This is a genomic window from Ramlibacter sp. 2FC, from assembly GCF_005503345.1.
In the GTDB taxonomy this organism is placed as follows: domain Bacteria; phylum Pseudomonadota; class Gammaproteobacteria; order Burkholderiales; family Burkholderiaceae_C; genus SCMQ01.
Genome location: NZ_SCMM01000046.1, coordinates 13,233 through 37,169, shown reverse-complemented (window position 1 = coordinate 37,169; position 23,937 = coordinate 13,233). Strand labels below are relative to the sequence as shown.

General features: G+C 70.4%; 24 protein-coding genes and 1 pseudogene. 9 read left to right on the top strand and 16 right to left on the bottom strand.

The window, feature by feature from the left end; all coding sequences use genetic code 11:
• The coding region (locus FFS10_RS17770) for a LysR family transcriptional regulator (protein WP_137895810.1) at nt 1-818 on the bottom strand (818 nt) is incomplete at its 3' end.
• 86 nt (nt 819-904) lie between these two features.
• Between FFS10_RS17770 and FFS10_RS17765 the strand changes: the two genes are divergently transcribed.
• A complete protein-coding gene (locus tag FFS10_RS17765; protein ID WP_249931337.1) occupies nt 905-1,255 on the top strand; it encodes a protocatechuate 4,5-dioxygenase subunit alpha in 351 nt (116 codons plus the stop codon).
• A gap of 17 nt (nt 1,256-1,272) precedes the next feature.
• Nucleotides 1,273-2,121, top strand: a complete 849-nt coding sequence (locus FFS10_RS17760; protein WP_137895808.1) for a class III extradiol dioxygenase family protein — start codon at nt 1,273-1,275, stop codon at nt 2,119-2,121.
• Between the two features lie 2 nt (nt 2,122-2,123).
• Here the strand turns inward: FFS10_RS17760 and FFS10_RS17755 are convergent, their stop codons facing one another.
• Nucleotides 2,124-3,128 carry a Vgb family protein gene (locus FFS10_RS17755; protein ID WP_137895807.1) on the bottom strand — a complete coding sequence of 335 codons (1,005 nt, stop codon included), beginning with the start codon at nt 3,126-3,128 and terminating at the stop codon, nt 2,124-2,126.
• A gap of 76 nt (nt 3,129-3,204) precedes the next feature.
• A complete protein-coding gene (locus tag FFS10_RS17750; RefSeq protein WP_137895806.1) occupies nt 3,205-4,122 on the bottom strand; it encodes a LysR family transcriptional regulator in 918 nt (305 codons plus the stop codon).
• 96 nt (nt 4,123-4,218) lie between these two features.
• Between FFS10_RS17750 and FFS10_RS17745 the strand changes: the two genes are divergently transcribed.
• From FFS10_RS17745 to paaZ, 7 genes are all read left to right on the top strand, one after another.
• Entirely contained in the window at nt 4,219-5,163 is a 945-nt protein-coding gene (locus tag FFS10_RS17745) for a hydroxymethylglutaryl-CoA lyase (protein ID WP_137895805.1), read from the top strand.
• A 77-nt stretch (nt 5,164-5,240) separates the two neighbouring features.
• The gene (hppD, locus tag FFS10_RS17740) at nt 5,241-6,317 is read left to right on the top strand and encodes a 4-hydroxyphenylpyruvate dioxygenase (protein WP_137895804.1); all 1,077 of its coding nucleotides are present in this window, start codon (nt 5,241-5,243) and stop codon (nt 6,315-6,317) included.
• Between the two features lie 11 nt (nt 6,318-6,328).
• Complete coding sequence (hmgA, locus tag FFS10_RS17735; protein WP_137895803.1) at nt 6,329-7,627, top strand: homogentisate 1,2-dioxygenase; 1,299 nt, start codon at nt 6,329-6,331, stop codon at nt 7,625-7,627.
• Nucleotides 7,624-8,928: a fumarylacetoacetase gene (fahA, locus tag FFS10_RS17730; RefSeq protein ID WP_137895802.1), complete on the top strand. Its 1,305-nt coding sequence runs from the start codon at nt 7,624-7,626 to the stop codon at nt 8,926-8,928. The genes hmgA and fahA overlap by 4 nt, the downstream gene beginning before the upstream one ends.
• Before the next feature lie 12 nt (nt 8,929-8,940).
• Nucleotides 8,941-10,146, top strand: coding sequence for a CaiB/BaiF CoA transferase family protein (locus tag FFS10_RS17725; RefSeq protein WP_137895801.1), 1,206 nt, complete (start codon nt 8,941-8,943; stop codon nt 10,144-10,146).
• A 160-nt stretch (nt 10,147-10,306) separates the two neighbouring features.
• Nucleotides 10,307-11,302 carry a Bug family tripartite tricarboxylate transporter substrate binding protein gene (locus tag FFS10_RS17720; RefSeq protein ID WP_137895800.1) on the top strand — a complete coding sequence of 332 codons (996 nt, stop codon included), beginning with the start codon at nt 10,307-10,309 and terminating at the stop codon, nt 11,300-11,302.
• A gap of 177 nt (nt 11,303-11,479) precedes the next feature.
• Nucleotides 11,480-13,525, top strand: a complete 2,046-nt coding sequence (gene paaZ, locus FFS10_RS17715) for a phenylacetic acid degradation bifunctional protein PaaZ (RefSeq protein ID WP_137895799.1) — start codon at nt 11,480-11,482, stop codon at nt 13,523-13,525.
• On the opposite strand, the gene FFS10_RS23700 is transcribed toward paaZ, so the two are convergent.
• The 13 genes and pseudogenes from FFS10_RS23700 to FFS10_RS17655 form a co-directional block, all read right to left on the bottom strand.
• Nucleotides 13,526-13,660: a hypothetical protein gene (locus FFS10_RS23700; RefSeq protein WP_283957669.1), complete on the bottom strand. Its 135-nt coding sequence runs from the start codon at nt 13,658-13,660 to the stop codon at nt 13,526-13,528.
• 82 nt (nt 13,661-13,742) lie between these two features.
• Nucleotides 13,743-14,136: pseudogene (locus FFS10_RS17710) on the bottom strand (SDR family oxidoreductase); the annotation flags it as partial.
• Between the two features lie 191 nt (nt 14,137-14,327).
• Nucleotides 14,328-14,690 carry an NAD-dependent epimerase/dehydratase family protein gene (locus FFS10_RS17705; RefSeq protein ID WP_137895798.1) on the bottom strand — a complete coding sequence of 121 codons (363 nt, stop codon included), beginning with the start codon at nt 14,688-14,690 and terminating at the stop codon, nt 14,328-14,330.
• 10 nt (nt 14,691-14,700) lie between these two features.
• Nucleotides 14,701-15,519, bottom strand: a complete 819-nt coding sequence (locus FFS10_RS17700; protein WP_137895797.1) for an SDR family NAD(P)-dependent oxidoreductase — start codon at nt 15,517-15,519, stop codon at nt 14,701-14,703.
• A 5-nt stretch (nt 15,520-15,524) separates the two neighbouring features.
• Nucleotides 15,525-16,703: an ABC transporter substrate-binding protein gene (locus FFS10_RS17695; RefSeq protein ID WP_137895796.1), complete on the bottom strand. Its 1,179-nt coding sequence runs from the start codon at nt 16,701-16,703 to the stop codon at nt 15,525-15,527.
• 71 nt (nt 16,704-16,774) lie between these two features.
• On the bottom strand, nt 16,775-17,479 hold the full coding sequence (locus tag FFS10_RS17690) for an ABC transporter ATP-binding protein (protein WP_137895795.1): 705 nt from the start codon (nt 17,477-17,479) through the stop codon (nt 16,775-16,777).
• On the bottom strand, nt 17,476-18,195 hold the full coding sequence (locus tag FFS10_RS17685; RefSeq protein WP_137895794.1) for an ABC transporter ATP-binding protein: 720 nt from the start codon (nt 18,193-18,195) through the stop codon (nt 17,476-17,478). Before FFS10_RS17685 ends, FFS10_RS17690 begins: the two co-directional genes overlap by 4 nt.
• A gap of 11 nt (nt 18,196-18,206) precedes the next feature.
• Nucleotides 18,207-19,229, bottom strand: coding sequence for a branched-chain amino acid ABC transporter permease (locus FFS10_RS17680; RefSeq protein WP_137895793.1), 1,023 nt, complete (start codon nt 19,227-19,229; stop codon nt 18,207-18,209).
• Nucleotides 19,230-19,242: 13 nt separating this feature from the next.
• On the bottom strand, nt 19,243-20,094 hold the full coding sequence (locus tag FFS10_RS17675) for a branched-chain amino acid ABC transporter permease (RefSeq protein WP_137895792.1): 852 nt from the start codon (nt 20,092-20,094) through the stop codon (nt 19,243-19,245).
• Nucleotides 20,095-20,152: 58 nt separating this feature from the next.
• Nucleotides 20,153-21,007, bottom strand: coding sequence for an SDR family NAD(P)-dependent oxidoreductase (locus FFS10_RS17670; RefSeq protein WP_137895791.1), 855 nt, complete (start codon nt 21,005-21,007; stop codon nt 20,153-20,155).
• Between the two features lie 3 nt (nt 21,008-21,010).
• The gene (locus FFS10_RS17665) at nt 21,011-21,349 is read right to left on the bottom strand and encodes an NIPSNAP family protein (protein WP_137895790.1); all 339 of its coding nucleotides are present in this window, start codon (nt 21,347-21,349) and stop codon (nt 21,011-21,013) included.
• Nucleotides 21,346-23,085, bottom strand: coding sequence for an FAD-dependent oxidoreductase (locus FFS10_RS17660; RefSeq protein WP_137895789.1), 1,740 nt, complete (start codon nt 23,083-23,085; stop codon nt 21,346-21,348). The genes FFS10_RS17665 and FFS10_RS17660 overlap by 4 nt, the downstream gene beginning before the upstream one ends.
• 13 nt (nt 23,086-23,098) lie before the next feature.
• A complete protein-coding gene (locus FFS10_RS17655; RefSeq protein WP_137895788.1) occupies nt 23,099-23,914 on the bottom strand; it encodes an SDR family NAD(P)-dependent oxidoreductase in 816 nt (271 codons plus the stop codon).
• Nucleotides 23,915-23,937: the final 23 nt, after the last annotated feature.

Here is a 23,937-nt window from a genome sequence, read left to right as displayed (position 1 = left end):
ACCATGTACATGGGCATGGGGGGGCAGGGCAGGGGCACTTTGACGCTGGCCAGGCCGCGCAGCAGGCCGGTCTGCAGCAGGCCGGGGGCAGTGGCCAGCAGGTCGCTGCTGCGCAGAAAGGCCGGCAGGCCGGCAAAGCCCGGCACCATGACGGCGAAGCGGCGCTGCACGCCGCGTGCGGCGAGCAGCTGGTCCAGGTCCAGCGGGCGGCGCGGCTCGTAGAGTACGGTCACATGGTCGGCCGCCAGGTAGTCCGCCCGCGTTCTTGGCGCGGTGCGCACGGCCGGGTCGTAGAACACGCGGTAGCGGTCCTCGAACAAGCGCTTTTGCAGGATGTCGCTGCCCTCGGGCGGGCGCGGGCTGATGACCAGCTGGCAATGCTCGTGGCGCAGCATCTCCAGCGTGGGCACGTCCGAGGGGATGACGCGCAGCGCCACGCCGGGCGCCTGGGCGCGCAGGCGCGCCATCAGCGGCGGCAGCAGCACATCGCGCTGGAAGTCGTTGGCCGCGATGGTGAAGCTGGTCTGCCAGCGCCCCGGGTCGAAATCGCCCGAGCGCGCGAAGCGCTCCATCTGGCCGAGCAGCTCGCGCGCCTCGCCGGCCAGCGCCTCGGCGCGCGCGGTGGCCACGATGCCGCGGCCTGACTTGACGAACAGGGCGTCGCCGGTGATGGCGCGCAGCTTGTCCAGCAGGTGGCTCACGGCGGATTGGGTGACGCCCAGGCGCTGCGCCGCGCCGGTGATGGAGCCGGCTTCCACCACCGCCACTAGCAGCTGCAGCAGGCGGCCGTCCAGGTCTGACCAATCGAATTTGCTCATGAATCTGATGATCATTCATCGGTTTATTTCTGGCAATGAGGGCGGAATACTGGGTGCCTGACACAGCTCAAACACAGGAGAAAAAGGTGAGCCATCCACTGCCCGAGATTCCCGGCACCACGCCTTTCGACGGCGCGCAGGCGCGCAAGGGCTATGCGCTGAACAAGATGTGCTTTTCGTTCAACGACGAGGCCAACCGCAAGGCTTTCGTCGCCGACGAGGAGGCCTACATGAAGCAGTACGGGCTGACCGAGTCCCAGGCCGCGGCGATCCGCGCGCGCAATGTGCTGCAGCTGATCGCGGCCGGCGGCAACGCCTACTACCTGGCCAAGTTCGCCGGGATCTTCGGGCTGGACATGCAGGACATAGGCGCCCAGCAGACCGGCATGAGCAAGGAAGCATTCAAGGCCAAGCTGCGCGCGGCCGCCTATCAATAAGCAGGAGCACCCACAGCATGGCAACACTCATCGGCGGCCTCGGCACCTCCCACATTCCCGCCATCGGCGGCGCGATCCACAAGGGCCTGCAGCAGGACCCGTACTGGAAGCCCTTCTTCGACGGCTTCCCGCCCATCCGCGACTGGCTGGGCCAGAAGCAGCCCGACGTGGTGGTGATGTTCTACAACGACCACGGCCTGAACTTCTTCCTCGACAAGATGCCGACCTTCGCCATCGGCGCGGCGCCCGAGTACAACAACGCCGACGAGGGCTGGGGCATTCCCACGCTGCCGCCGTTCAAGGGCGAGCTGGACCTGTCCTGGCATTTGATCGACCAGCTGATAGCCAAGGAGTTCGACGTCGTGACCTGCCAGGAGATGCTGGTCGACCACGCCTGCACCCTGCCGCTCAAGCTGTTCTGGCCCGAGGGCGACTGCCCGGTCACCGTGGTGCCGGTCTGCATCAACACCGTGCAGTTCCCGCTGCCCTCGGCCAAGCGCTGCTACGCCCTGGGCAAGGCGGTGGGCGAGGCCATCCAGTCCTGGGACAGCGACAAGAAGGTGGCGGTGATCGCCTCGGGCGGCCTCTCGCACCAGCTCGACGGCGAGCGCGCCGGCTTCATCAACAAGGCCTTCGACCTGCAGTTCATCGACAGCCTGGAGTCCAACCCCGAGTGGGCCACGCGCTTTTCCATCCACGAGCTGGTGGAGAAGACCGGCACCCAGGGCGTGGAGCTGTTGATGTGGCTGGCCATGCGCGGCGCGCTGGGCGCGGCGGGCGGCGCCCAGCTGCGCCGCGTGAGCGGCAACTACCACATACCGATCTCCAACACGGCCACCGCGGTGCTGGCGCTGGAGAGCGTTTAGCCTCAGCCCGTGCGGATCACCGAGATATGCTCGGTGCCGCTCTCGGGCAGCCAGACCTCGCCGGGCCGGCCGAGGATCTGGCGCACGTTGGCGCTCTCGCGCGGGAAGGCGTAGCGCTCGAAGCGCTCGCTGCGCGCATCGAAGGACCAGCAGGCGTTGCCGCCGAAGTCGCTCACCCAGACCATGTCGCGCTCGTCCACGTAGATCGCGTAGGGGCGCGGGCGCTCGCCGGGCAGCTTCCACTGGCGCCAGCGCCCAGCCGCGCCGGCAGCTGCCGGATCGTGCACCGAGAGCTGGCCGCTGTTCCACTCGCTGACCCAGATGCGGCCCCGGCTGTCGCTCCAGACGCGGCGCGCGCCCTGCTCGGGCGTGGGCGGCTCCACGACCACCGAGTCGCCGCTGCGCCGGTCTATGCGCGCGATGAAGGAGCCGGCCAGCGAGCACCACCAGACCTCGCCGCCCGGCGTGCTGCAGATGCCGTAGGGCCCGCGGCCGCGCGGCGAGGCCTTGACGCTGACCTGGCCGGTCTTCACGGCCACCCGGCCCACATAGCCGGCCTGGCCCGTGAACCAGAGGTCGCCATTGCCGTCGAAGGCGCAGGTGTTGAGGTTGGCATGGGGCGTGCCGCGGGGCAGGGGATAGAGGTGCAGCGAGCGCTCGGGCCAGCCCACGCGCACGATGGCGTTCTGCCCGCCGTCCGTGATCCAGGCCGCCTTGTCCGGGCCCTGGATCACGCCATGCGGCGCCGAGCCCGACCCCAGGGCCAGCAGCTCGGTGCGGCCGCTGCCGGGATCGAACCAGCCCAGGTGGCCGCTGGCCTGGGCCGTGAACCAGACGCCGCCATCGGGTGCCGGCGCCAGGTCGTGGATGCCGGTGCGCCGCGCGGTGGAGAGCTTCCAGGACTGCATGCGGCCTGTCTGGGCGACGGCGGGCTGCAGGCCCGCGGTGCCGGTCAGCAGCGCCGCGCCCAGGGTGGCGAGCGCGCTGCGCCGGGTGAATGGTTCCATGGCTCACCTCGCTTCTCGAGCGGCAAGAAAGCGCATTCTCGCGCGGCTCGGCCGCGCAGCGTGCATTGCGCGCGGTCTAGGGCTGCTTTTCTGCCGCCTCGGCCCCGCGCACCAGGTGCTCCACCAGCAGCCGCGCCGCCGGCGACAGCCCCTGCGCGTCGCGAAAGCAGATCGCGAAGCGGCGTCGTGCCCAGTCGTCGCTGAGCGGGATCACGCTGAGGCCGAAGGCCGCCGCGAAGGGCTGGGCCAGCTCGGCCGGCAGCACGCTGATGGCAAGCTGGGCGCGCACCACGCGCAGCGCGGCGTCGAAGGTCGCGACCACCACGCGCGACTGCAGGGGCCGGCCGGCGAGGGCGGCGGCGCGCTGCAGCATGACCGGCACGGCGCTAGACGGCGGCAGGCTGACCTGCTCGTAGTCCAGCGTCTGCGCGAAGGCCAGCGTCGCGTGCTGCGCCAGCGGGTGGCCCAGCGGCGCCACCACGGCCAGGTGGTCGCTGCGCCAGGGGCGGCTTTGCAGGCCCTCGAGGTTGGCCCTGTCCCAGCACAGGCCGACCGAGGCGCTGCCCTCGCGGATGCCGCGCAGCACGCCGCTGCTCACGCGCTCCTCGATGTCGACGCGGATGTCGCCATGCGCCGGGTCCTTGAGGAAGGCCGCCACGTCGTCGGCCAGCGATTCGGCGATCGCCGAGGCCGTGGCCAGGATGCGCACCTGGCCGCGCACGCCGGCTGCGTAGGCCGCCATGTCGCGCTCGATCTGGTCGCTCTGGGCCAGCATGGCGCGCGCATGCTCGAGCAGGGTCTCGCCGGCCGCGGTCGGCTCCACGCCGCGCCGCCGGCGCACCAGCAGCGGCGTGCCCACCGTCTCCTCGAGCTGGGCCAGGCGCTTGCTGATGGCCGAGCCGACGATGGCCTGCTGCTCGGCCGCGCGCGCGATGTTGCGCGTCTCGCAGACGGCGACGAACAGGCGCAGGGTGGTCAGGTCCAGGTCACGCATAGATATTCCCGTTGGGAACTATAAAGCTTCCGGAATTGATTTTGTGATCTATCAAGGAATTTCTAAACTCCAGGTATTCACTGAAGGAGACATGCCTTGGAAGTTACGTCCGCTTCCCCCCGCCTGCCGCGCCAGGCCATCGTCCGAGAGGTCGGCCTGCGCGACGGCCTGCAAAGCATCGCGCGCACCCTGCCCACGGCGCAGAAGCTGGAGTGGCTGCGCGCGGCCCATGCCGCCGGCCAGCGCGAGATCGAGGTCGGCTCCTTCGTGCCGGCGCGCCTGCTGCCGCAGCTGGCCGACACGGCCGAGCTGGTGGCCTTCGCCAAGACCCTGCCGGGGCTGTTCGTCTCGGTGCTGGTGCCCAACCTCAAGGGGGCCGAGAAGGCCCTGGAGACCGGCGCCGACCTGATGATCGTGCCGCTGTCGGCCAGCCATGCGCACAGCCTGGCCAACCTGCGCAAGACGCCCGACGAGGTGGTGGCCGAGGTGGCCCGCATCCGCGCCGCGCGCGACGCTGCCGGCGCCAAGACCCTGATCGAAGGCGGCGTGGGCACGGCCTTCGGCTGCACGATACAGGGCGAGGTGGCCGAGAGCGAGGTGCTGCGCCTGATGCAGGCCCTGCTCGACGCCGGGGCCGACCACGTGAGCCTGGCCGACACCGTGGGCTATGCCGACCCGGCGATGGTCGCGCGCCTGTTCGAGAAGGCGCGCCACCTGGTGGGCGACAAGCTCTGGTGCGGCCATTTCCACGACACGCGCGGCCTGGGCCTGGCCAACGTGTTCGCCGCGCTGCAGACCGGCGTCACGCGCTTCGACGCCTGCCTGGCCGGCATCGGCGGCTGCCCGCACGCGCCGGGCGCCAGCGGCAACGTGAGCACGGAAGACCTGGCCTACATGCTGCGCAGCATGGGCATTGAAACGGGGCTGGACATTGCGGCCCTGCTGGCGCTGCGCAAGCAGGTCGCGGGCTGGCTGGAAGGCGAGTGCCTGCACGGCACGCTGTGGCAGGCCGGCCTGCCCAAGACGCTGGCGGCCGCGTGAGTGCAAAGCCCATGGGGCTTGCCCAGACTTCGCGGGCAGGCTCAAATTTGGCTGATCGAGGTTTCAAGGAGTCCGAGATGACAGATCTGTTCGACAACCCGATGGGGCTGATGGGCTTCGAGTTCGTGGAATTCGCCTCGCCCACGCCCAACCAGGTGGAGCCGGTGCTGGAGCTGCTGGGCTTCAGCCTGGTGGCGCGGCACCGCTCCAAGGACGTGGTGCTGTACCGCCAGGGCGAGATCAACTTCATCGTCAACCGCGAGCCGCGCAGCGTGGCCGGCTATTTTGCGGCCGAGCATGGCCCCTCGGCCTGCGGCCTGGCGTTTCGCGTGCGCGACTCGCACCTGGCCTACGAGCGCGCGCTGGCGCTGGGCGCCCAGCCGATCGAGATCCAGCCCGGCCCCATGGAGCTGCGCCTGCCGGCCATCAAGGGCATAGGCGGCGCGCCGCTGTACCTGATCGACCGCTACGAGGAGGGCAAGTCGATCTACGACATCGACTTCGAGTTCATAGCCGGCGTGGACCCGCACCCGCGCGGCCATGGCTTCAAGCTGGTCGACCACCTCACGCACAACGTCTACCGCGGCCGCATGGCCTACTGGGCCGACTTCTACGGGCGCCTGTTCAACTTCCGCGAGATCCGCTTCTTCGACATCAAGGGCGAGTACACGGGGCTGACCTCCAAGGCCATGACCGCGCCCGACGGCAGGATACGCATCCCGCTGAACGAGGAGTCCTCGCGCGGCGCGGGCCAGATCGAGGAGTTCCTGATGCAGTTCAACGGCGAGGGCATACAGCACATCGCCCTGCTGACCGACGACCTGCTGGCCAGCGTGGACAGCCTGCAGCGCGCGGGCGTGCCGCTGATGAAGGCGCCGCCGGCCACCTACTACCGCATGCTGGAGGAGCGCCTGCCGGGCCACGGCGAGAACCCCGCCGAACTGCAGGCGCGCGGCATCCTGCTCGACGGCTCGACCCAGGGCGGCGCGCGCCGCCTGCTGCTGCAGATATTCTCTGGCACGCTGCTGGGGCCGGTGTTCTTCGAGTTCATCCAGCGCAAGGGCGACGACGGCTTCGGCGAGGGCAACTTCAAGGCCTTGTTCGAGTCGCTGGAGCGCGACCAGGTCGAGCGCGGCGTGCTCAAGGCCGAGTGAGAGTCCGCGCCATGAACAGCCCCGCCTACCAATCCGGTTTCGGCAACCAGTTTGCGAGCGAGGCCCTGCCCGGGGCGCTGCCCGTGGGCCGCAACTCGCCGCAGACCTGCCCCTATGGCCTGTATGCCGAGCAGCTCTCGGGCACGGCCTTCACCGCCCCGCGTGCCGACAACCGCCGCAGCTGGCTCTACCGCATCCGGCCCTCGGCCATGCACCAGCCCTTCGAGCGCATGCCCGACGGCCGCATCACCAGCGACTTCGGCGCCTTGCCCACGCCGCCCAACCAGCTGCGCTGGAATCCGCTGCCGCTGCCCGATGCCCCGGCCGACTTCGTCGAGGGCATCGTGACCATGGCCGGCAACGGCGACCCGCATGTGCAGACCGGCGCCGCCGTGCACCTGTACGCCTGCAACCGCTCTATGACGCGGCGCAGCTTCTACAACGCCGATGGCGAGCTGCTGATCGTGCCCCAGCTGGGGCGGCACCGCTTCGTCACCGAGATGGGCGTGATCGAGGCCGAGCCGCAGGAGATCGTGCTCATCCCGCGCGGCGTGCGCTTCCGGCTCGAGCTGCTGGACGAGGCCGCGCGCGGCTACATTTGCGAGAACTTCGGCGCCAACTTCCGGCTGCCCGACCTGGGGCCGATCGGATCGAACGGCCTGGCCAACCCGCGCGACTTCCTCACGCCCGTGGCAGCCTACGAGGACCTGGAGGAAGAGCACGAGCTGGTGGCCAAGTTCATGGGCCATCTCTGGTCGGCGCGCATGGACCATTCGCCGCTGGACGTGGTGGCCTGGCACGGCAACTACGCGCCCTGCAAGTACGACCTGCGCCGCTTCAACGCCATAGGCTCGATCAGCTACGACCACCCGGACCCCTCTATCTTCCTGGTGCTGCATTCGGCCTCCGACACGCCGGGCGTGAGCAGCATCGATTTCGTGATCTTCCCGCCGCGCATCCTGGCCATGCAGGACAGCTTCCGTCCGCCCTGGTTCCACCGCAACATCGCCTCGGAGTTCATGGGCCTGATCCATGGCGCCTACGACGCCAAGGCCGAGGGCTTCGTGCCGGGCGGCGCCAGCCTGCACAACAGCATGAGCGGCCACGGGCCCGATGCCGAGACCTTCGAGAAGGCCAGCGCGGCCGACACCTCCCAGCCGCACTACATCACCGACACCATGGCCTTCATGTTCGAGACCCGCTGCGTGCTGCGCCCCACGCGCGAGGCCCTGGCCTCGCCCGAGCTGCAGGCCGACTACTACCAATGCTGGCAGGGCCTGCGCAAGCATTTCCACCCGGAGCAGCCATGAACCCGCTTGCCACCAACCCCTTGCTGGACGCCACGCACGACCCGGCCCTGGCCAGCTGGGTCGAGTCGGCCAACGATCCGGCCACCGACTTTCCCATCCAGAACCTGCCCTTCGGGCGCTTTCGCCGCGCAGGCGACGCGGACTGGTGCATAGGCGTGGCCATAGGCGACCAGGTGCTGGACCTGCGCCGCGCCAAGCTGATCGAGACCCACGACATGAACCGGCTCATGCGCCTGGCGCCAGGGCCCCGGCAGGCGCTGCGCGCGGCGATCTCCGAGGGTCTGCGCCGCGGCAGCCCGCGCGAGGCGCTGTTCCGCACGGCCCTGGTCGCGCAGGCCGAGGTCGAGCTGGGCCTGCCCTGCGAGATCGGCGACTACACGGACTTCTACGCCAGCATCCACCACGCCACCACGGTGGGCAAGCAGTTCCGCCCCGAGCAGCCGCTGCTGCCCAACTACAAATGGGTGCCGATCGGCTACCACGGCCGCGCCTCCTCGATAGGCGTCAGCGGCCAGTCCTTCCCGCGCCCGCTGGGCCAGACCAAGGCGCCCGACCAGGCGGTGCCGGTGTTCGGGCCCTGCCGCCGGCTGGACTACGAGCTCGAGCTGGCCATGTGCATAGGCCGGCCCAATGCGCAGGGCGAGCCCATCCCCATGGCCAGCGCCGAGGAGCATGTGTTCGGCCTGGCGCTGTTCAACGACTGGAGCGCGCGCGACATCCAGGCCTGGGAGTACCAGCCGCTGGGCCCCTTCCTGTCCAAGAACTTCGCCAGCACGCTCTCGCCCTGGGTGGTGACGCTCGATGCGCTGGCGCCGTTCCGCAGCGCCTTCGTGCGGCCCGAGGGCGACCCGGCGCCCTTGCCCTACCTGGACTCCGAAGCCAACCGCCGCCAGGGCGGGCTGGACATCACGCTCGAGGTCTGGCTGCAGACCGCGGCCATGCGCGAGGCCGGCCACGCCGGCGACCGGCTGATGAGCTCGAACTTCGCCGACGCCTACTGGACCGTGGCGCAGCTGGTCGCCCACCACACGGTGAACGGCTGCAACCTGCGCTGCGGCGACCTGTTCGGCTCGGGCACGCTGTCCGGGCCGCTGCCCGAGCAGGGCGGCTCGCTGCTGGAGCTGAGCCAGGGCGGGCGCCAGCCGCTGCGCCTGTCCAGCGGCGAGACCCGCAGCTACCTCGAAGACGGCGACACCGTCATCCTGCGCGGCCACTGCCTGCGCCAGGGCTTCAGGCGCATCGGCTTCGGCGAATGCCGCGGCACCGTGCTGCCGGCGCGCCAGCCCGTCCTTTCCGTTTGAGAACCTGACCCCATGAGCAACGCAACCCCTTCCCAAAATCTGCCGCTCGCCGGCCTGCGTGTCGTCGAATTCACCCACATGGTCATGGGCCCGACTTGCGGCATGGTGCTGGCCGACCTGGGCGCCGAGGTCATCAAGGTCGAGCCCATAGACGGCGACCGCACGCGCCACCTGCTGGGCGCGGGCGCGGGTTTCTTCCCCATGTTCAACCGCAACAAGAAGAGCATCGCGCTGGACCTGCGCAGCCCCGCGGGCGCCGAGGCGGCGCGCCGCCTCGCGGCCAGCGCCGACGTGGTGGCCGAGAACTTCAAGCCCGGCACCATGGCCAAGTACGGCCTGGACTACGCCAGCCTGTCCAAGACCAACCCGCGCCTGATCTACGTGAGCCACAAGGGCTTCCTGCCCGGCCCCTACGAGCACCGCACGGCGCTGGACGAGGTGGTGCAGATGATGGGCGGCCTGGCCTACATGACCGGCCGGCCCGGCGACCCGCTGCGCGCCGGCAGCAGCGTCAACGACATCATGGGCGGCATGTTCGGCGCCATAGGTGCGCTCGGTGCGCTGATCCAGCGCGGCATCACCGGCCGCGGCCAGGAAGTGCAGAGCGCGCTGTTCGAGAACAACGTGTTCCTGGTCGGCCAGCACATGCTGCAGTACGCGATCACCGGCCAGCCCGCCGCGCCCATGCCCGACCGCATCTCGGCCTGGGCCGTGTACGACGTGTTCACCGTCAAGGACGGCGAGCAGATCTTCCTGGCCGCGGTCAGCGACGCGCAATGGGCCACCTTCTGCGACGCGCTGGGCTTCGCCGACCTCAAGGCCGACCCGCGCTACGCGACCAACAACGAGCGCGTGCGCCTGCGCCCCCAGCTGCTGCCCGAGCTGCGCGAGCGCCTGGCCCGGCGCAGCGCAGCCGAGCTCGCGGCCCTGTTCGAGCAGGCGGGCCTGCCGTTCGCGCCCATCCGCAAGCCCGAGGAGCTCTACGACGACGAGCACCTCAAGGCCACCGGCGGCCTAGCCGAGATCCGCCTGCCGGACGGCGCGCGCGCCGGCCAGACCGCGCAGACCACCTTGCTGCCCTTCACCATGGACGGCCAGCGCCCGGGCGTGCGCCTGCAGCCGCCGACCATGGGCCAGCACACGGCCGAGCTGCTGGCCGGCCTGGGCTACACGCCGGCCGACCTAGCGGCCCTGCGCGAGCAGGGGGCGGTGGCCTGAAGCTCGATGCGCCTGGCGCCGCCCTTGTCCCGGGTCTGCGCCTGCATGGCGCGTGACCGGGCGTCGCATTTCGCGATGACTTTTCCCTCCCGTTCGCCGATAGCATCGGCGCGCGGGTGTTTCATCAAGCAAGCCTGACCCATTCCTACAGGAGACAAACATGAGTCGAATTTCTGCCCTCACCCTGCCGCGCCGCCTGGTGCTGGCCGGCCTGGCGCTGGGCCTCGCAGCGGCGGCCCTGCCGCGCGTGGCGCTGGCCCAGGCCTCCGACAAGCCCATCAAGTTCATCCTGCCCGTGGCCAGCGGCTCGGGCGTGGACACCATCACGCGCGCCACCAGCGTGGCGGTCTCCAAGGCCCTGGGCCATGCGGTGGTGGTGGAGAACCAGCCCGGCGCCGGCGGCGTGATCGGTACGGCCGCGATGATCAAGTCGCCGCCGGACGGCTTCACGCTCAGCGTGGTGTCGAACAACCACGTGATCTACCCCAGCGTGCTCAAGTCCGTGCCCTTCGATCCGGTGGGCGACATCACGCCGATCACCGTCATGGGCACCACGCCGCTGGTGCTGGTGGTCAACCCCAAGGTGCCGGCCCACAACGCCAAGGAGCTCGTGGCCCTGCTCAAGTCCAAGCCCGGCCAGTTCAACTTCGCCTCCTCGGGCAACGGCACCATCCTGCACCTGGCGGCCGAGATGTTCGTCGACGAGGCCGGCGTCAAGGCCAAGCACATTCCCTACAAGGGCGTGGGCCCCATGCTGACCGACCTCATGGGTGGCCAGGTGGAGTTCGGCGTGCTGGCCCTGCCGTCGATCCAGGCCCATCTCAAGAGCGGGGCGCTGCGCGCCATCGGCACCTCGTCGGCGCAGCGCCTGGCCGCCGCGCCCGAGATCCCGACCTTCGCCGAGCAGGGCCTGCCGGGCTACGTGGTCGAAGGCTGGTTCGCCGTGGTCGGCCCCAGGAACCTGCCGGCCGCCGACGTCAAGCGCATCCATGCGGCCTTCAGCACGGCCTTCGCCACCGCCGAGGTCAAGGAGACCATGGCCAAGCAGGGCAACAGCATCTCGATGAGCTCGCCGGAAGCGGCCACGGCCTTCTTCCGCAGCGAGCTGGCCAAGTATTCGGCCCTGGTCAAGAAGGCCGGGATCGAGCCGCAGTAAGGCAGGGCTTTCCTCAGTCACCCCAGCCCGCCTCGCGCGGGCTTGTTTTTGCCCCCAGACTTGCCAAGGGGTAGGGGGGCTGTGCCACAATGGTCGACTGCTGCACAATATTTCGCGACCGACCGGTCGGTTAATAAGTATTATGCCTAATTCTTCCATCAACGCGAGCCCACAGCCATGACCACTCTTCTTCAAAGCTTCATAGCCGGCCGCTGGATCGGCCAGCAGGCGGCCCAGGCGCTGAAAAGCGCCGTCAACGGCCAGACCGTGGCCCAGACCCATGCCGAGGCGATCGACTTCGGCGAGGCGGTGGACTATGCGCGCCGCGTGGGCCTGCCGGGCCTGCTGGCGCTCGATTTCCAGCAGCGCGCCGCGCGCCTGAAGGCCCTGGCCAAGTACCTGGGCGAGCGCAAGGAAGAGCTCTACGCGGTTTCGGCCCACACCGGCGCCACGCGCACCGACAGCTGGATCGACATCGAGGGCGGCAGCGGCACGCTGTTCTCCTACGCCGGCGTGGGCAGCAGCGAGCTGCCCAGCGGCAACCTGATCCACGAGGGCCCGGCGCTGCAGCTGGGCAAGAAGGGCCTGTTCGGCGGCACCCACATCCTGGTGCCGCGCGGCGGCATTGCGGTCCACATCAACGCCTTCAACTTCCCCATCTGGGGCCTGCTCGAGAAGTTTGCGCCCAGCTTCCTGGCCGGCATGCCCTGCATAGGCAAGCCCGCCACGGCTACCAGCTACCTGACCGAGGCCATGGTGCGCCTGGTCAACGAATCGGGCATCCTGCCGGCCGGCGCGCTGCAGCTGGTGATCGGCAGCACCGGCGACCTGCTGGACCGCCTGGACGGCAGCGACGTCGTGACCTTCACCGGCTCGGCCGACACGGCCGCCAAGCTGCGCGTGCACCCCAACATCGTGCGCAACAGCATCCCCTTCAACGCCGAGGCCGACTCGCTGAACTGCGCCATCCTGGCCCCGGACGTGACGCCCGACGACGAGGAGTTCGACCTGTTCGTCAAGGAAGTGGCGCGCGAGATGACCGTCAAGGCCGGCCAGAAATGCACGGCGATCCGCCGCGCCATCGTGCCGCGCCAGCACCTCGACGCCGTGGCCGAGCGCCTGGCGGCGCGCCTGGCCAAGACCGTGGTGGGTGACCCCTCGGTCGAGGGCGTGAAGATGGGCGCGCTGGCCTCGCTGGACCAGCAGGCCGACGTGGCCGAGCGCGTGGCGCTGCTGCGTCAGGGGGCCGAGCTGGTCTACGGCGGCGGCCAGGGCTTCGCGCCGCTGGGCGAGGGCGTCGCCGGGGGGGCTTTCTTCCAGCCCACGCTGCTGCTGTCGCGCCAGCCGCTGGCCCACGACGCGGTGCACGACGTCGAGGCCTTCGGCCCGGTCAGCACGCTGATGCCCTACGAGGGCATTGAAGAAGCGCTGCAGCTGGCCGCGCGCGGCAAGGGCAGCCTGGTCAGCACCCTGGTGACCAAGGACCCGGCCACGGCCGCGACCATGGTGCCGGCCCTGGCCGCGCTGCACGGCCGCGTCCATGTGCTGGACCGCGAGTCGGCGCCCGAGTCGACCGGCCACGGCTCGCCGCTGCCGGTGCTCAAGCATGGCGGCCCGGGTCGCGCCGGCGGCGGCGAGGAGCTCGGTGGCCTGCGCGCCGTCACGCACCTGCTGCAGCGCGCCGCGGTGCAGGGCTCGCCCACCATGCTGACTGCCGTGACGCGCGAGTACGTGCGCGGCGCCAAGGTGATCGAGACCGGCACGCACCCGTTCCGCCGCCATTTCGAGGACATCCAGATCGGCGAGTCGCTGCTGACTGCGTCGCGCGTGATCGGCGACGAGGATGTCCATGCCTTCGGCAAGCTGACTGGCGACATGTTCTACATGCACTTCGACGAGGAAGCCGCCAAGGCCTCGCCGTTCGGCAAGCGCATCGCCCACGGCTACCTGGTGCTGTCCGATGCGGCCGGCCTGTTCGTGGTGCCCGAGCCGGGCCCGGTGCTGGCCAACTACGGCCTGGACACCCTGCGCTTCGTCAAGCCCGTGGGCATAGGCGACAGCATCCAGGTGCGCCTGACCTGCAAGCGCAAGATCGACCGCAACAAGAAGGACGCCAACGGCCAGGGCCAGGGCGTGGTGGCCTGGGACGTGGAAGTCAAGAACCAGGACGGCGAGCTGGTGGCCAGCTACGACATCCTGACCCTGGTGTCGAAGAAGGCCTGATCAGGCAGCCTGTGCCCGGTAATGCGCCACGGTGGCCGCGAGGCCCTGGGCCAGCGTGGTGCGCTGGCGCCCCGGCAGCAGCGCGTCCAGGCCTTCCTCGTCTAGGCCGGGCGCAATCGTGAGCGGCGGGCCCACCGCGTCCAGCCGGGCACCAGGCGGCGGATCTCGGCCATTACCTGGTCCACGGTGGCGGTTTCGCCGACCAGGTTGTAGACGCTGGCGCCCTGGGCCGGCGTGAGCAGGGCCTGCTCGAAGGCGGTGGCCACGTCGTCCACGTAGATCAGGCCCGAGGCGCCGGTATAGCCTATCGTGTACGGCTCGTCGCGCACGGCGGCGCGGCAGGCAATGCTGGGGCCGGCGCTGATACCGCTCTCGCGCCCGGGCCCGTAGACCACGAAGGGCCTGAAGCCCACGCTGGCCAGGCCATGGTCGCGCCAGTAGGCGCGCGCCGAGCCTTCCACGGCGAGCTTGAAGGCGCCGTAATGCGTGGCCGGCAGCGGCTGGCGCGCATCGTCGGGGCCGTAGACGCCCGCGGTGCTGGCGTAGACCAGCTGGCGCAGGCCCTGGGCGCGCGCCGCCTCGAACAGGTTGAGCGAGCCGATCAGGTTGATCCAGGAGTCTGTCGGGCTCTGGGATGGCCCCGCGCCGGGGCGAGTCGGGGCGCCAGGCGAGGCGGCGGCGACGCCGCATGGCCGAGCCATGCAAGGAGCCGGCAACGACGCATGGCGCCCCGAATCGCCCCGGCCCGAAGGGTTGGGCCGGAAACCGGGCCGATGCGGCGTTGCAAATGCTCGCCGGACGGCTAGTCCGGCTGCGCTTTGCGCCTTGCCTCGACCCGGTTTCTGGCCCAACGCGGGGCCATCCCAGAGCCCGACAGACTCCTTGCGCCGCGCACCGGGTCGGCCGCGCAGGCCGGGGTCAGCACGCCGGCCAGGTGGACGATGCCGTCGCAGCCTGCGGCGGCGCGCCGCACGGCCGCGCCGTCGCGGATGTCGCCGACCTGCCAGTCCAGGGACTGGGCCAGGGCGTGGCCCGCGACCTCGGCGACGATGCGGCGCTCGGCGCTGATGTCGAACACCCGCGCCGCGATGCCGCGCCGCGCCAGGCGGCGGATGATCCAGGCGCCGAGGAAGCCGCTGCCGCCGGTGACCAGGACTTGTTTCATGTTTGCTCCTTCAGCGGTCCAGCGGGGGCTTGCCCGGGCGGCCCGGGATCATGGCCAGCATGTGGTCGGAGATGCCGCCGTCGACCACCAGGTTCTGGCCCGTCACGTAGGCCGCGCCGGCGCTGGCCAGCCAGGCCACGGCCGCGCCCACGTCCTCGGCGCGGCCGATGCGGCCCAGCGGCACCAGGGCCTCGCGCCGGGCCAGGGTGCCGGGGTCCTGGTAGACGGCCTCGGTCAGCGGGGTGCGGATCATGCCGGGGCAGACCGTGTTGACGCGTATGCCCGGCTCGGCCCATTCCTGGGCGAGCTGGCGGCACAGCATGATCAGCGCGGCCTTGGCGGCCGAGTAGGCGCCGTAGCCGGGATGCGGGGTGAGGCCCGACATCGAGGCGACGGCCGTGATGCTGCCGCGTGTGCGCGCCAGTGGCTCGCGGGCGGCCTGGGCCAGCAGCCAGGCCGAGCGGGTGTTGAGGTTGAACGTCGCGTCCCACTGGGCCAGCGGCAGGTCGGCCAGGCGGCCGGGCCCGGAGGCGCCGGCGTTGCAGACCAGGGCCGTGAGCTCGCCGCCGCCGGCCTGGGCCTGCGCGACCAGGGCCGCGCATTGCTGCGCATCGGTGAGGTCGCCGCTCACGCCGCCGGCCGTGGCGCCGGCGGCGCGCAACTCGGCCAGCAGGGCCTGCAGGCGCTCGCCGGGCTGCGAGGCCGCGGCGCTGAGGTGGATGGGGGCGCCGTCCCGGCGTGCCTGGTCGATCAGCGCGAAGCAGATCGCGCGGCCTATGCCGCCCGTGGCACCGGTCACCAGGGCGTGGCGGGGAGGGGTGGCCTGCATGGCGCTCAGAGCTTGCAGTCGGGCGAGGGCTGGGGCGCCAGCGTGGCCGGGAAGCTCTGCTGGATCACCGGGCGCAGCTTGCCGCCCTCGGCCTTGACCACGCCGACGTAGTTGGGGATCAGCAGCTGGTTGTCCTGGGCGCGCATGGTGACTTGGCCGTACACGGTGTCCAGCTGGGCGCCGCGCAGGGCCTTGGCCACTTCGGCGGGCTTGACGCTGCCGGCCTTCTTCACGCCCTCGAACATGACCTGGATGCCGTTGTAGGCAGCGCCTTCGTTCTCGGTCGGCAGGCGGTTGAACTTGGCCTTGAAGGCCTGGACGAAGGCCTTGTTGCGCGGGTTGTCGATCTCGGCGCCGTAGCCGATGTTGCCCCAGGTGCCCTCGGTGGCCTTGCCGGTCGCGTCGGCCACGTACTGGAAGATCAGCGCATGGCCCAGCAGGCGCTTAGGGCCGATCAGGCCGAACTCCTGGGCCTGCTTGACGAAGGCGATGCCGTCGCGGCCGACGATGGCGACCCAGACCGCCTGGGCGTCGGAGGCCTTGAGCTGGGCGATGTAGGGCGAGAAGTCCTTGGTGCCCATGGGCACGTAGAGCGACAGGTCGGCTTTCTTGCCCAGTGCGGCGGCCTTCTTGACGAAGGATTCGCCGGAGTCGCGGCCCCAGACGTAGTCGGAGGCGATCACGGCGTAGTTCTGCTCCTTGAAGCTCTTCATCCACTCGCCGATCATGGCCAGGTCCATGGCGTCGGAGTGGTTGGTGCGGAAGCTGCGCGCCTTGCAGCTGTCGCCGGTCATCTTGTCCGACTTGGACAGGGTGCCGAAGTAGACCGCGTCCCAGCGCTCCAGGTTCTGGGCGATGGCCATCGAGATGGAGGAGGGGATGGCGCCGATCAGCAGGTTGTGGCCATCGCGCGCGAGCTTCTCGGCCACGCGGCGGCCGGCGTCGGGCGTGCCCTCGTCGTCGGCGACCTGCACCTTGACCTCGCGGCCGTCCACGCCGCCCTTGGCATTGGCCTCGTCGATCGCGAACTGGATGGCGCGCAGCACCTCCTCGCCCTGCTGGGCGAACTGGCCGGACTTGGACGTCACGAGGCCGACCTGGACCGGCTCCTTCTTCTGCGCGAGTGCCGCGAAGGGCAGGATGGCGCTGAGGGCCAGGGCGGCGAGGGGTTTGAGCTTCGACATGCTTTGTCTCCGAAAGGTGAGGATGGGAATACCGGATGCGGTCCGGCGGCCGGTCTTGCAAGAAAAGCGGTTCAGACCATCACATGGGCCTCGAGGTCGGCGAGCCCCTGGCGCGAGTTGACGACCTCGCCCTGGGCCACTACCGAGCCCTTGGCCATGGCGCAGTAGCGCTCGGCCACACGGGTGACCAGGCTCATGTTCTGCTCGATCAGCAGCAGGGCCGTGCCCTGGTCCGCGACCTTGTTGAAGATCTGGGCCAGCTGGTCCACGATCACCGGGGCCAGGCCCTCGGTCGGCTCGTCGAGCAGGATCAGCGCGGGGTTGGCCATCAGCGCCCGCCCCACGGCCAGCATCTGCTGCTGGCCGCCCGAGAGCGCCGTGCCCGGCGTGTGGGCGCGCTCCTCGAGGATGGGGAACAGCTTGTAGATCGCGGGCACGGTCCAGGGCCCCTTGCGGCCCACGGCCGCGCCCAGCAGCAGGTTCTCCTCCACCGTGAGGTTGGCGACGATGCGCCGGCCCTGCGGCACCACCACCACGCCATGCTGGGCGGCCAGGTAGGGGCGCGGCCGCGGCAGGAGCTTGCCGCCCAGGCGGATCTCGCCGCCGCGCAGCGCGGCCAGGCCCAGGATGGTGTTGACCACCGTGGTCTTGCCCACGCCGTTGCGCCCGATCAGCGCCACGCGCTCGCCGGGGTTCACCGTGAGGCTGAGGCCGTGCAGGATATGGGCAGAGCCATAAAAAGCATTGACGTTCTCAAGTTTCAGCAAGGCGGTCATGCAGCGCTCCCGAGATAGGCTTCGCGCACGCGCGGGTCGGCGCGCACGGCGGCCGGCTCGCCACTGGCGATCACGCGGCCCAGTTCAAACACCGTCACGACATCGGAGATGCCGAACACCACGTCCATGTCGTGCTCGACCAGCAGCACGGACACCTCCCAGCGCGAGGTCAGCGCCTTCAGATGCCTGGCCAGGTCGTGCGACTCCTTGACCGACAGTCCGGCCATGGGCTCGTCGAGCAGCAGCACGCTGGGCCGGCCCACCAGGGCCAGTGCCAGGTCCAGCCGGCGCTGCTGGCCGTAGCCCAGGTCTTCGGCGATCGCGTCGGAAAGCGGCAGCAGGTCCAGCTCCTGGAGCACCGCGTCGGCGTCGGCGTCCGGGTCTGCCACGCCCATCTTGTAGGAGGCCAGCTCGACCTGCTTGCGCACCGGCATCTGGCCGAACACGCTGGTGCGCTGGAAGCTGCGCGAGAGGCCGCGCATGCGGCGCTCGCTCACGCCTAGCGCGCTCACATCCTGGCCGCCCAGCATCACCTTGCCGCGCGTGAGGCGCCGGCGGCCGGTGATGGCGTCGATCACGGTGGACTTGCCGGCGCCGTTGGGGCCGATCAGGCCGCGGATCTCGCCCTTCCTGAGCGTCAGCGAGACGCCGTCCACCGCCTTGACGCCGCCGTAGTGGATGGCGACGTCCTCGGCCTGCAACACGAATTCACTCATGGCCATTCCTTTCAGTGCGCGGTGGCGGAGTGGGTGGCGGGCGCCGCCGCGGCGCCCCGCGGGCGGGCCGCGGCCAGGGGCGCGTGGCGCTTGCGTGGCCGGGCCAGGCGCTGCAGGGCGCCGGCCATGCCGCTCGGGGAGAACACGATCACGGTGATCAGCGCGATGCCGAAGATCGCCATCCAGTGGTTGGCCCAGTCGCCCAGGATGTCCTTGGCCAGGAAATAGACCATGGCGCCCAGCACCGGGCCCCACAGCGCCTTGTAGCCGCCGACCACCACCATCATCAGCGCCACGCCGGAGACGCTCCAGTGCAGGCTCTCGGGCGAGACGAAGCCGGTGTTCAGCGCCGACAGCACGCCGGCCACCGAGGTGATGCCGGCCGACAGCGCGAACAGCGCGGCGCGCGGCAGCAGGGTGCGGATGCCGATGAAGCGCGCGCGCTCCTCGTTGTCGCGCACCGCCTCGGTGACGGCGCCGAAGCGCCCGTGCAGCGCCAGCGACAGGCCCAGCATGCACAGCACCAGCACCACCCAGCAGACCAGGAACATGGGGGCCGGGCGCAGCAGGGCCGAGGTGGAGAGGCCGAACAGCTGGCTCGGCCAATCGATGTTCATGCCGTCGGCGCCGCCGGTCAGGCCGCGCGAGCGCGAGGCGGTGAGGAAGAACATCTGGCCCACGGCCAGGGTCAGCATGCCGAAGGCGATGCCGGGCACGCGCACGATGATCAGGCCGAGCAGGAAGCCGAAGGCCGTGAGGCCGAGCACGGCGATCACGATGGCGGCCTCGGCCGGCACGGCCTTGAGCTGCAGCAGGATGCCAACCACATAGCCGGCCGAGCCGAAGAACAGGGCATGGCCGAAGCTGGCCATGCCGTTCTGGCGCAGCAGCAGGCCCAGGCCGAGCGCGAACACGGCGTAGATCGTGGCCTGGGTCAGCAGCGACAGCGCGGTGCCCGAGCTGACGGCGAAGGTGAGGGCGAGGCCGGCCAGCAGTGCGGCGGCGGCGCAGGCCAGGAGGCGGGACAGGGACATGATGGGACCTCCTTCAGGTACGGCTGCCAGCAAAGCCCGCGGGCTTCCACAGCAGGATGGCGACCATCAGCGCAAACGGCAGCACGGCCGACAGGTCGGGCAGGTAGACCGCGCCGAGCGCCTGCACCTGGCCCAGCACCAGCGCCGCGACGAAGGCGCCGGCCAGGCTGCCCAGGCCGCCGATCACCACCACCACGAAGGAGTCGATCAGCACGTCGCTGCTCATGGCCGGCGAGAGCGCGAGAAAGGGCGCGGCCACCACGCCGGCCAAGCCGGCCAGGGCCGTGCCCAGGCCCACCACGCCGGCGCTCAGCGCGTCGGTGTTGACGCCCTGCATGGCGGTGGTGGTGGGGTCGGTGCTGGCGGCGCGCACGAACAGGCCGAGCTTGGAATGGCGCAGCCACAGGCTCAGGCCCAGCGCCACCAGGGCGCCCACGGCGACCACCGCGACTCGGTAGGCCGGCACCGGCGCGCCCAGCAGCTCGACCGAGCGGCTCAGCAGATCGGGCGCGGGCACCGAGAGGTTGCCCTTGCCCCAGGTGGTCTGCACGAAGTCCTCGATCACCAGCAGCAGGCCGAAGGTGACCAGCACCACGGTGAGCGGGTCGCGGTCCTGCAGCAGGCGAAAGCCCCAGCGGTCGAGCAGCACGCCGACCACGGCCATCAGGGCCGGGGCGGCGAGCAGGGCCACCCAGAAGTTGCTGTGGGTGGCGATCGAGTAGCCTAGGTAGGCCCCCAGCATGTAGAGCGAGCCGTGGGCGAAGTTCACCACTCGGCGCAGGCCGTAGATCAGGGCCAGGCCCGAGCACATCACGATCAGCAATGCGCCGTAGACCAGGCCGTTGAACAGGTGGATGGTCAGCATCTGTCTGTCTCCTAGTGTTGTTGCGAAAATTCCGGCGCGAGCCGGTGGCAGCCAGTCCTCATGACAGCTCCGAGGACAGGCCGGGCAAGGCGCTTTCGGTGGCACCGAAGGCCGACCAGCCGCCGTCGACGCTCAAGCTGGCGCCTGTGACGTAGCTGGCCCGGGGCGAGGCCAGGAACACGATGGCCTCGGCGATTTCCGCCGGCTCGGCCATGCGGCCCAGCGGCGTGCGGTGCTGGATGGCAGGGCCGTCGACCGCGCCCTGGCGCACCAGCTCGGCCACCAGCGCGGTGCGCACGTAGCCGGGCGCGACCGCGTTGACGCGTATGCCCTCGCGCGCCCATTCGCTGGCCAGGGCGCGCGTCATGCCGAGCAGGCCGGCCTTGGCCGCGCTGTAGGCGTTGCGGCCCGGGATGCCGACTAAGCTGGCGATGGAGCCCAGGTTGACGATGGCGCCGCGGTTGCCGCGCGCGTCGCGGGCTTGGCCGCGCATGTGCGCCAGCACGGCCTGGCTCATCAGGAAGCTGCCGCGCAGGTGCACGGCCAGCACGCGGTCGAAGGCCGCGGCGCTCTGGTCCAGCGTGGGCGCGGTCTGGTCGGCGATGCCGGCGTTGTTCACCAGGGCGTCGAGGCGGCCGAAGCGGTCCAGCGTAGCGGCCACGGCGGCCTGCACGCTGTCTGCGTCGGTCACGTCGCAGCCCAGGCCCAGGTGACGGTCGCCGAGCTCGGCGGCACGGGCCTGGGCGGCCTCGGCGCGCAGGTCGAGCAAGGCCACGCGCCAGCCCTGGGCCGCGAATTCGCGCGCCGTGGCCCAGCCTATGCCGTCGGCGGCGCCGGTGACGATGGCGACGGCAGGCGCGAGGGGTTGAGCATCCCCCTGCGCGGGCAGCGCATGCGTGTTGGGATCGGTCATGGCTTAGCTCCTGGGGCTGGGCAGGCCGGGCATGTCCGCCGCCTTGATCAGGCGCGTCTCCTGCGCGGTGATCAGGTGGGCCGAGGCCTGCAGGTAGGCCGGGAAGTCCGGGTGCGTATCGCGCGCCCGGCAGCGCCGCTCGTAGTCGGCCAGGTCCTCGTAGGCCCAGAGGTGCACGAACTGGTTCTGCGGGCCCACGAGGCTGGTGTAGAAGCCGATCGGGTGGCCCAGGGTCTCGATCAGGATGGGCATGGCCATGCGGTTGAACACCTCGAGGAACTCGGGCATCTTGCGCAGGGCGATGGTGTAGACGCGGTGGTCTATCAGCGTCCTGTGGCTCATGCGGCGACTCCTTTCGCGACCTCGACGTTCGCGACCCGGCCCTGGGCCCGGTCGGCGATGTGGTTGCCGGTCACGAAGCCGAAGGTCATGTTCGGGCCGTGCGTGATGCCGGCGCCAGGGTAGTTGCCGCCCATCACGCTGGCGCGGTCGTTGCCCACCGCGTACAGGCCGTCGATGGGCTGGCCGTCGCGCTTGAGCACCTCGCCGATCACGCTGGTCTGGATGCCGTCGAAGGTGCCGAGGTCGCCCATCACCACCCTCACGGCGTAGAACGGGCCTTTTTCCACCGGCGCCACGCAGGGATTGGGCTGCTGATCGGGGTCGGCCAGGTAGCGGTTGAACGAGCTGCGGCCGCGGCCGAAGGCCGGATCCTCGCCGCGCACGGCGTGTTGGTTGTAGTCGCGCACGGTCTGCTCCAGGCCTGCGGCGTCCATGCCGCAGGCGCGGGCCAGCTCGGCCAGGGTCTTGCCCTGGTAGAGGTAGCCGTTCTTGATGTGGCGGGCTATCGGCATGGGCGCGGGCTTGACATAGCCCAGGCCGTACTTGGCCAGCGTGGTCTTGTCGCAGACCAGCCACATGGCCGTCTCCTTCTGGCCTTCGCAGGCTCGCGTGAGCGCGGCGCCCACGTCGTGGTAGGAGTTGGACTCGTTGGTGAAGCGCTTGCCGTTCTTGAGCACGCCGATCACGCCGGGCTTGTAGCGGTCCAGCAGGTGGGGGAACACGCCGAACTCGCCGTTTCCGAAGGGTACGCGCGACACCGGCATCCAGGCCGCGCTGTCCGTGAAGCGTATGTCGACCCGGCCGCCGGCCGCCTCGGCCATGTTGACGCCGTCGCCGGTGTTGCCGACCGGCGTGGGCGAGAGGTGCTCGTGGCCGCGCCGCAGATGCGGGTAGGCCTTGGCGATGCGCTTGATGTCGTGCGGAAAGCCGCCGCAGGCCAGCACCACGCCATGGCGCGCGACGATGCGGCGCTCACCGCCTGCGCCGCCTGTACGCACGCCTGCCACCCTGTTGCCCTTGAAGATCAGCTCCTTGGCCGGCGTGCCGGTCAGGATGGGGATGCCCAAGTCCAGCGCCGACTTGGCCAGCCGCGCCGCCAGCGCGTTGCCGCTGGTCACGTTGATGCCGCGGCGGTAGAGCGCCAGCTCCTTGAGGTGGGTGGCCAGGCGCTTGGCGACATACACGAAGGAGGTCAGCGACTGGGTGGCGCGGAAGAAATGCTTGAGGTCGGCATTGGACGAGTTGAACATCATGCCGATGAAGGTGATGGTCTTGAGCGGCGGCTTCAGGCGCGCCATGTCCTTGCCCAGGCCGCGGATGTCGTAGGGCGCGGCCAGGATGGAGCGGCCCAGGTCCACGCCGCCAGCCCCGTCGGGGTGGTAGTCGGGGTAGAGCGTGGGCACGAACTGCATCTCGGTCTCGCGCTCGAAGAATTCGACCATCCTGGGGCCGTTGTCGAGGAAGGCCTCGACGGCCGCCTCGTCGTAGTGCTGGCCGGTCTCGGCCATCATGTAGCGGCGCACGGCCTCGCGCGTGTCGGCCGGGTTCTGCTTGCGCCCATGGTGGTTGAGCGGGATCCAGAGCACGCCGCCGGACAGGGCGGTGGTGCCGCCGAACACCGGCTCCTTCTCCAGCACGAGCACATCGAGGCCGCGCTTCTTCGCGGTGATGGCCGTGGCCAGGCCGGCGGCGCCGGAGCCGACGACGATCAGGTCATATTCAAGCTGGTTGCCCATCAGTGCCTCGGTTCTAGGAGGTTTGGTTGAAGCCGGGGCGGGGCACCATGTCCATCAGCATGGAGGACATGCCGCCGTCGACCACGATCTCGGCCGCGTTGACATAGGCCGAGCGCGGGCTGGCCAGGAACAGCGCGACGTCGGCGATGTCCTGCGGCTCGCCGATGCGGCGGCTGGCAGTGACGGCGGCGCGCTTTTGCGCTAAGCCCGGTTCCTCGTAGAACCTGGCCGACAGGGCGGTGCGGATCATGCCGGGGCAGATGGCGTTGCTGCGCACGCCCTGCGGCCCCCATTCCACGGCCATCTGGCGCGACATCAGCAGCACGCCGGCCTTGCTGGCGCTGTAGGCGCCGCTGGCGGTCTGGGGCGCGAGGCCGGAGATCGAGGCCACGTGGACGATGCTGCCGCGGCCGGCCGCGCGCATGGGCTTGGAGAAGGCGCGCGCGCACAGCAGGTAGCCGGTCAGGTTCACGGCCAGCACGCTGTTCCAGTCGGCCAGGCTGACTTCGGCCAGGCTGCCGGGGCGCAGCAGGCCGGCGTTGTTGACCAGCACCGCGCCGGCGCCGAGCTCGGCCTGCACGCGCTCGGCCGCGGCCTGCACGCTGGCCTCGTCGGCGATGTCGCAGCTCACGGCGAGAGCGGTGGCACCAGCGGCCGCGAGTTCGGCCGCGACGCGCTCGCAGCCGGCGGCGTCGCGGTCGAGCAGGGCGACCTGGGCGCCGGCCTGGGCCAAGCCCTGGGCGATGGCCGCGCCTATGCCGCTGGCGGCGCCGGTCACGACACAGACCTGGCCTGCAAGGCCCAGCCAGTGACGGGATGAATCGGACATGTGGTCTCCTCGGGAAGCGATGC

Bases quoted from the DNA above. Each gene is read 5' to 3' on its own strand.
- FFS10_RS17760 (WP_137895808.1), top strand. From the start codon at position 1,273: ATGGCAACACTCATCGGCGGCCTCGGCACCTCCCACATTCCCGCCATC.
- FFS10_RS17755 (WP_137895807.1), bottom strand. From the start codon at position 3,128: ATGGAACCATTCACCCGGCGCAGCGCGCTCGCCACCCTGGGCGCGGCG.
- FFS10_RS17750 (WP_137895806.1), bottom strand. From the start codon at position 4,122: ATGCGTGACCTGGACCTGACCACCCTGCGCCTGTTCGTCGCCGTCTGC.
- hppD (WP_137895804.1), top strand. From the start codon at position 5,241: ATGACAGATCTGTTCGACAACCCGATGGGGCTGATGGGCTTCGAGTTC.
- hmgA (WP_137895803.1), top strand. From the start codon at position 6,329: ATGAACAGCCCCGCCTACCAATCCGGTTTCGGCAACCAGTTTGCGAGC.
- fahA (WP_137895802.1), top strand. From the start codon at position 7,624: ATGAACCCGCTTGCCACCAACCCCTTGCTGGACGCCACGCACGACCCG.
- FFS10_RS17725 (WP_137895801.1), top strand. From the start codon at position 8,941: ATGAGCAACGCAACCCCTTCCCAAAATCTGCCGCTCGCCGGCCTGCGT.
- FFS10_RS17720 (WP_137895800.1), top strand. From the start codon at position 10,307: ATGAGTCGAATTTCTGCCCTCACCCTGCCGCGCCGCCTGGTGCTGGCC.
- paaZ (WP_137895799.1), top strand. From the start codon at position 11,480: ATGACCACTCTTCTTCAAAGCTTCATAGCCGGCCGCTGGATCGGCCAG.
- FFS10_RS17705 (WP_137895798.1), bottom strand. From the start codon at position 14,690: ATGAAACAAGTCCTGGTCACCGGCGGCAGCGGCTTCCTCGGCGCCTGG.
- FFS10_RS17700 (WP_137895797.1), bottom strand. From the start codon at position 15,519: ATGCAGGCCACCCCTCCCCGCCACGCCCTGGTGACCGGTGCCACGGGC.
- FFS10_RS17695 (WP_137895796.1), bottom strand. From the start codon at position 16,703: ATGTCGAAGCTCAAACCCCTCGCCGCCCTGGCCCTCAGCGCCATCCTG.
- FFS10_RS17690 (WP_137895795.1), bottom strand. From the start codon at position 17,479: ATGACCGCCTTGCTGAAACTTGAGAACGTCAATGCTTTTTATGGCTCT.
- FFS10_RS17685 (WP_137895794.1), bottom strand. From the start codon at position 18,195: ATGAGTGAATTCGTGTTGCAGGCCGAGGACGTCGCCATCCACTACGGC.
- FFS10_RS17680 (WP_137895793.1), bottom strand. From the start codon at position 19,229: ATGTCCCTGTCCCGCCTCCTGGCCTGCGCCGCCGCCGCACTGCTGGCC.
- FFS10_RS17675 (WP_137895792.1), bottom strand. From the start codon at position 20,094: ATGCTGACCATCCACCTGTTCAACGGCCTGGTCTACGGCGCATTGCTG.
- FFS10_RS17670 (WP_137895791.1), bottom strand. From the start codon at position 21,007: ATGACCGATCCCAACACGCATGCGCTGCCCGCGCAGGGGGATGCTCAA.
- FFS10_RS17665 (WP_137895790.1), bottom strand. From the start codon at position 21,349: ATGAGCCACAGGACGCTGATAGACCACCGCGTCTACACCATCGCCCTG.
- FFS10_RS17660 (WP_137895789.1), bottom strand. From the start codon at position 23,085: ATGGGCAACCAGCTTGAATATGACCTGATCGTCGTCGGCTCCGGCGCC.
- FFS10_RS17655 (WP_137895788.1), bottom strand. From the start codon at position 23,914: ATGTCCGATTCATCCCGTCACTGGCTGGGCCTTGCAGGCCAGGTCTGT.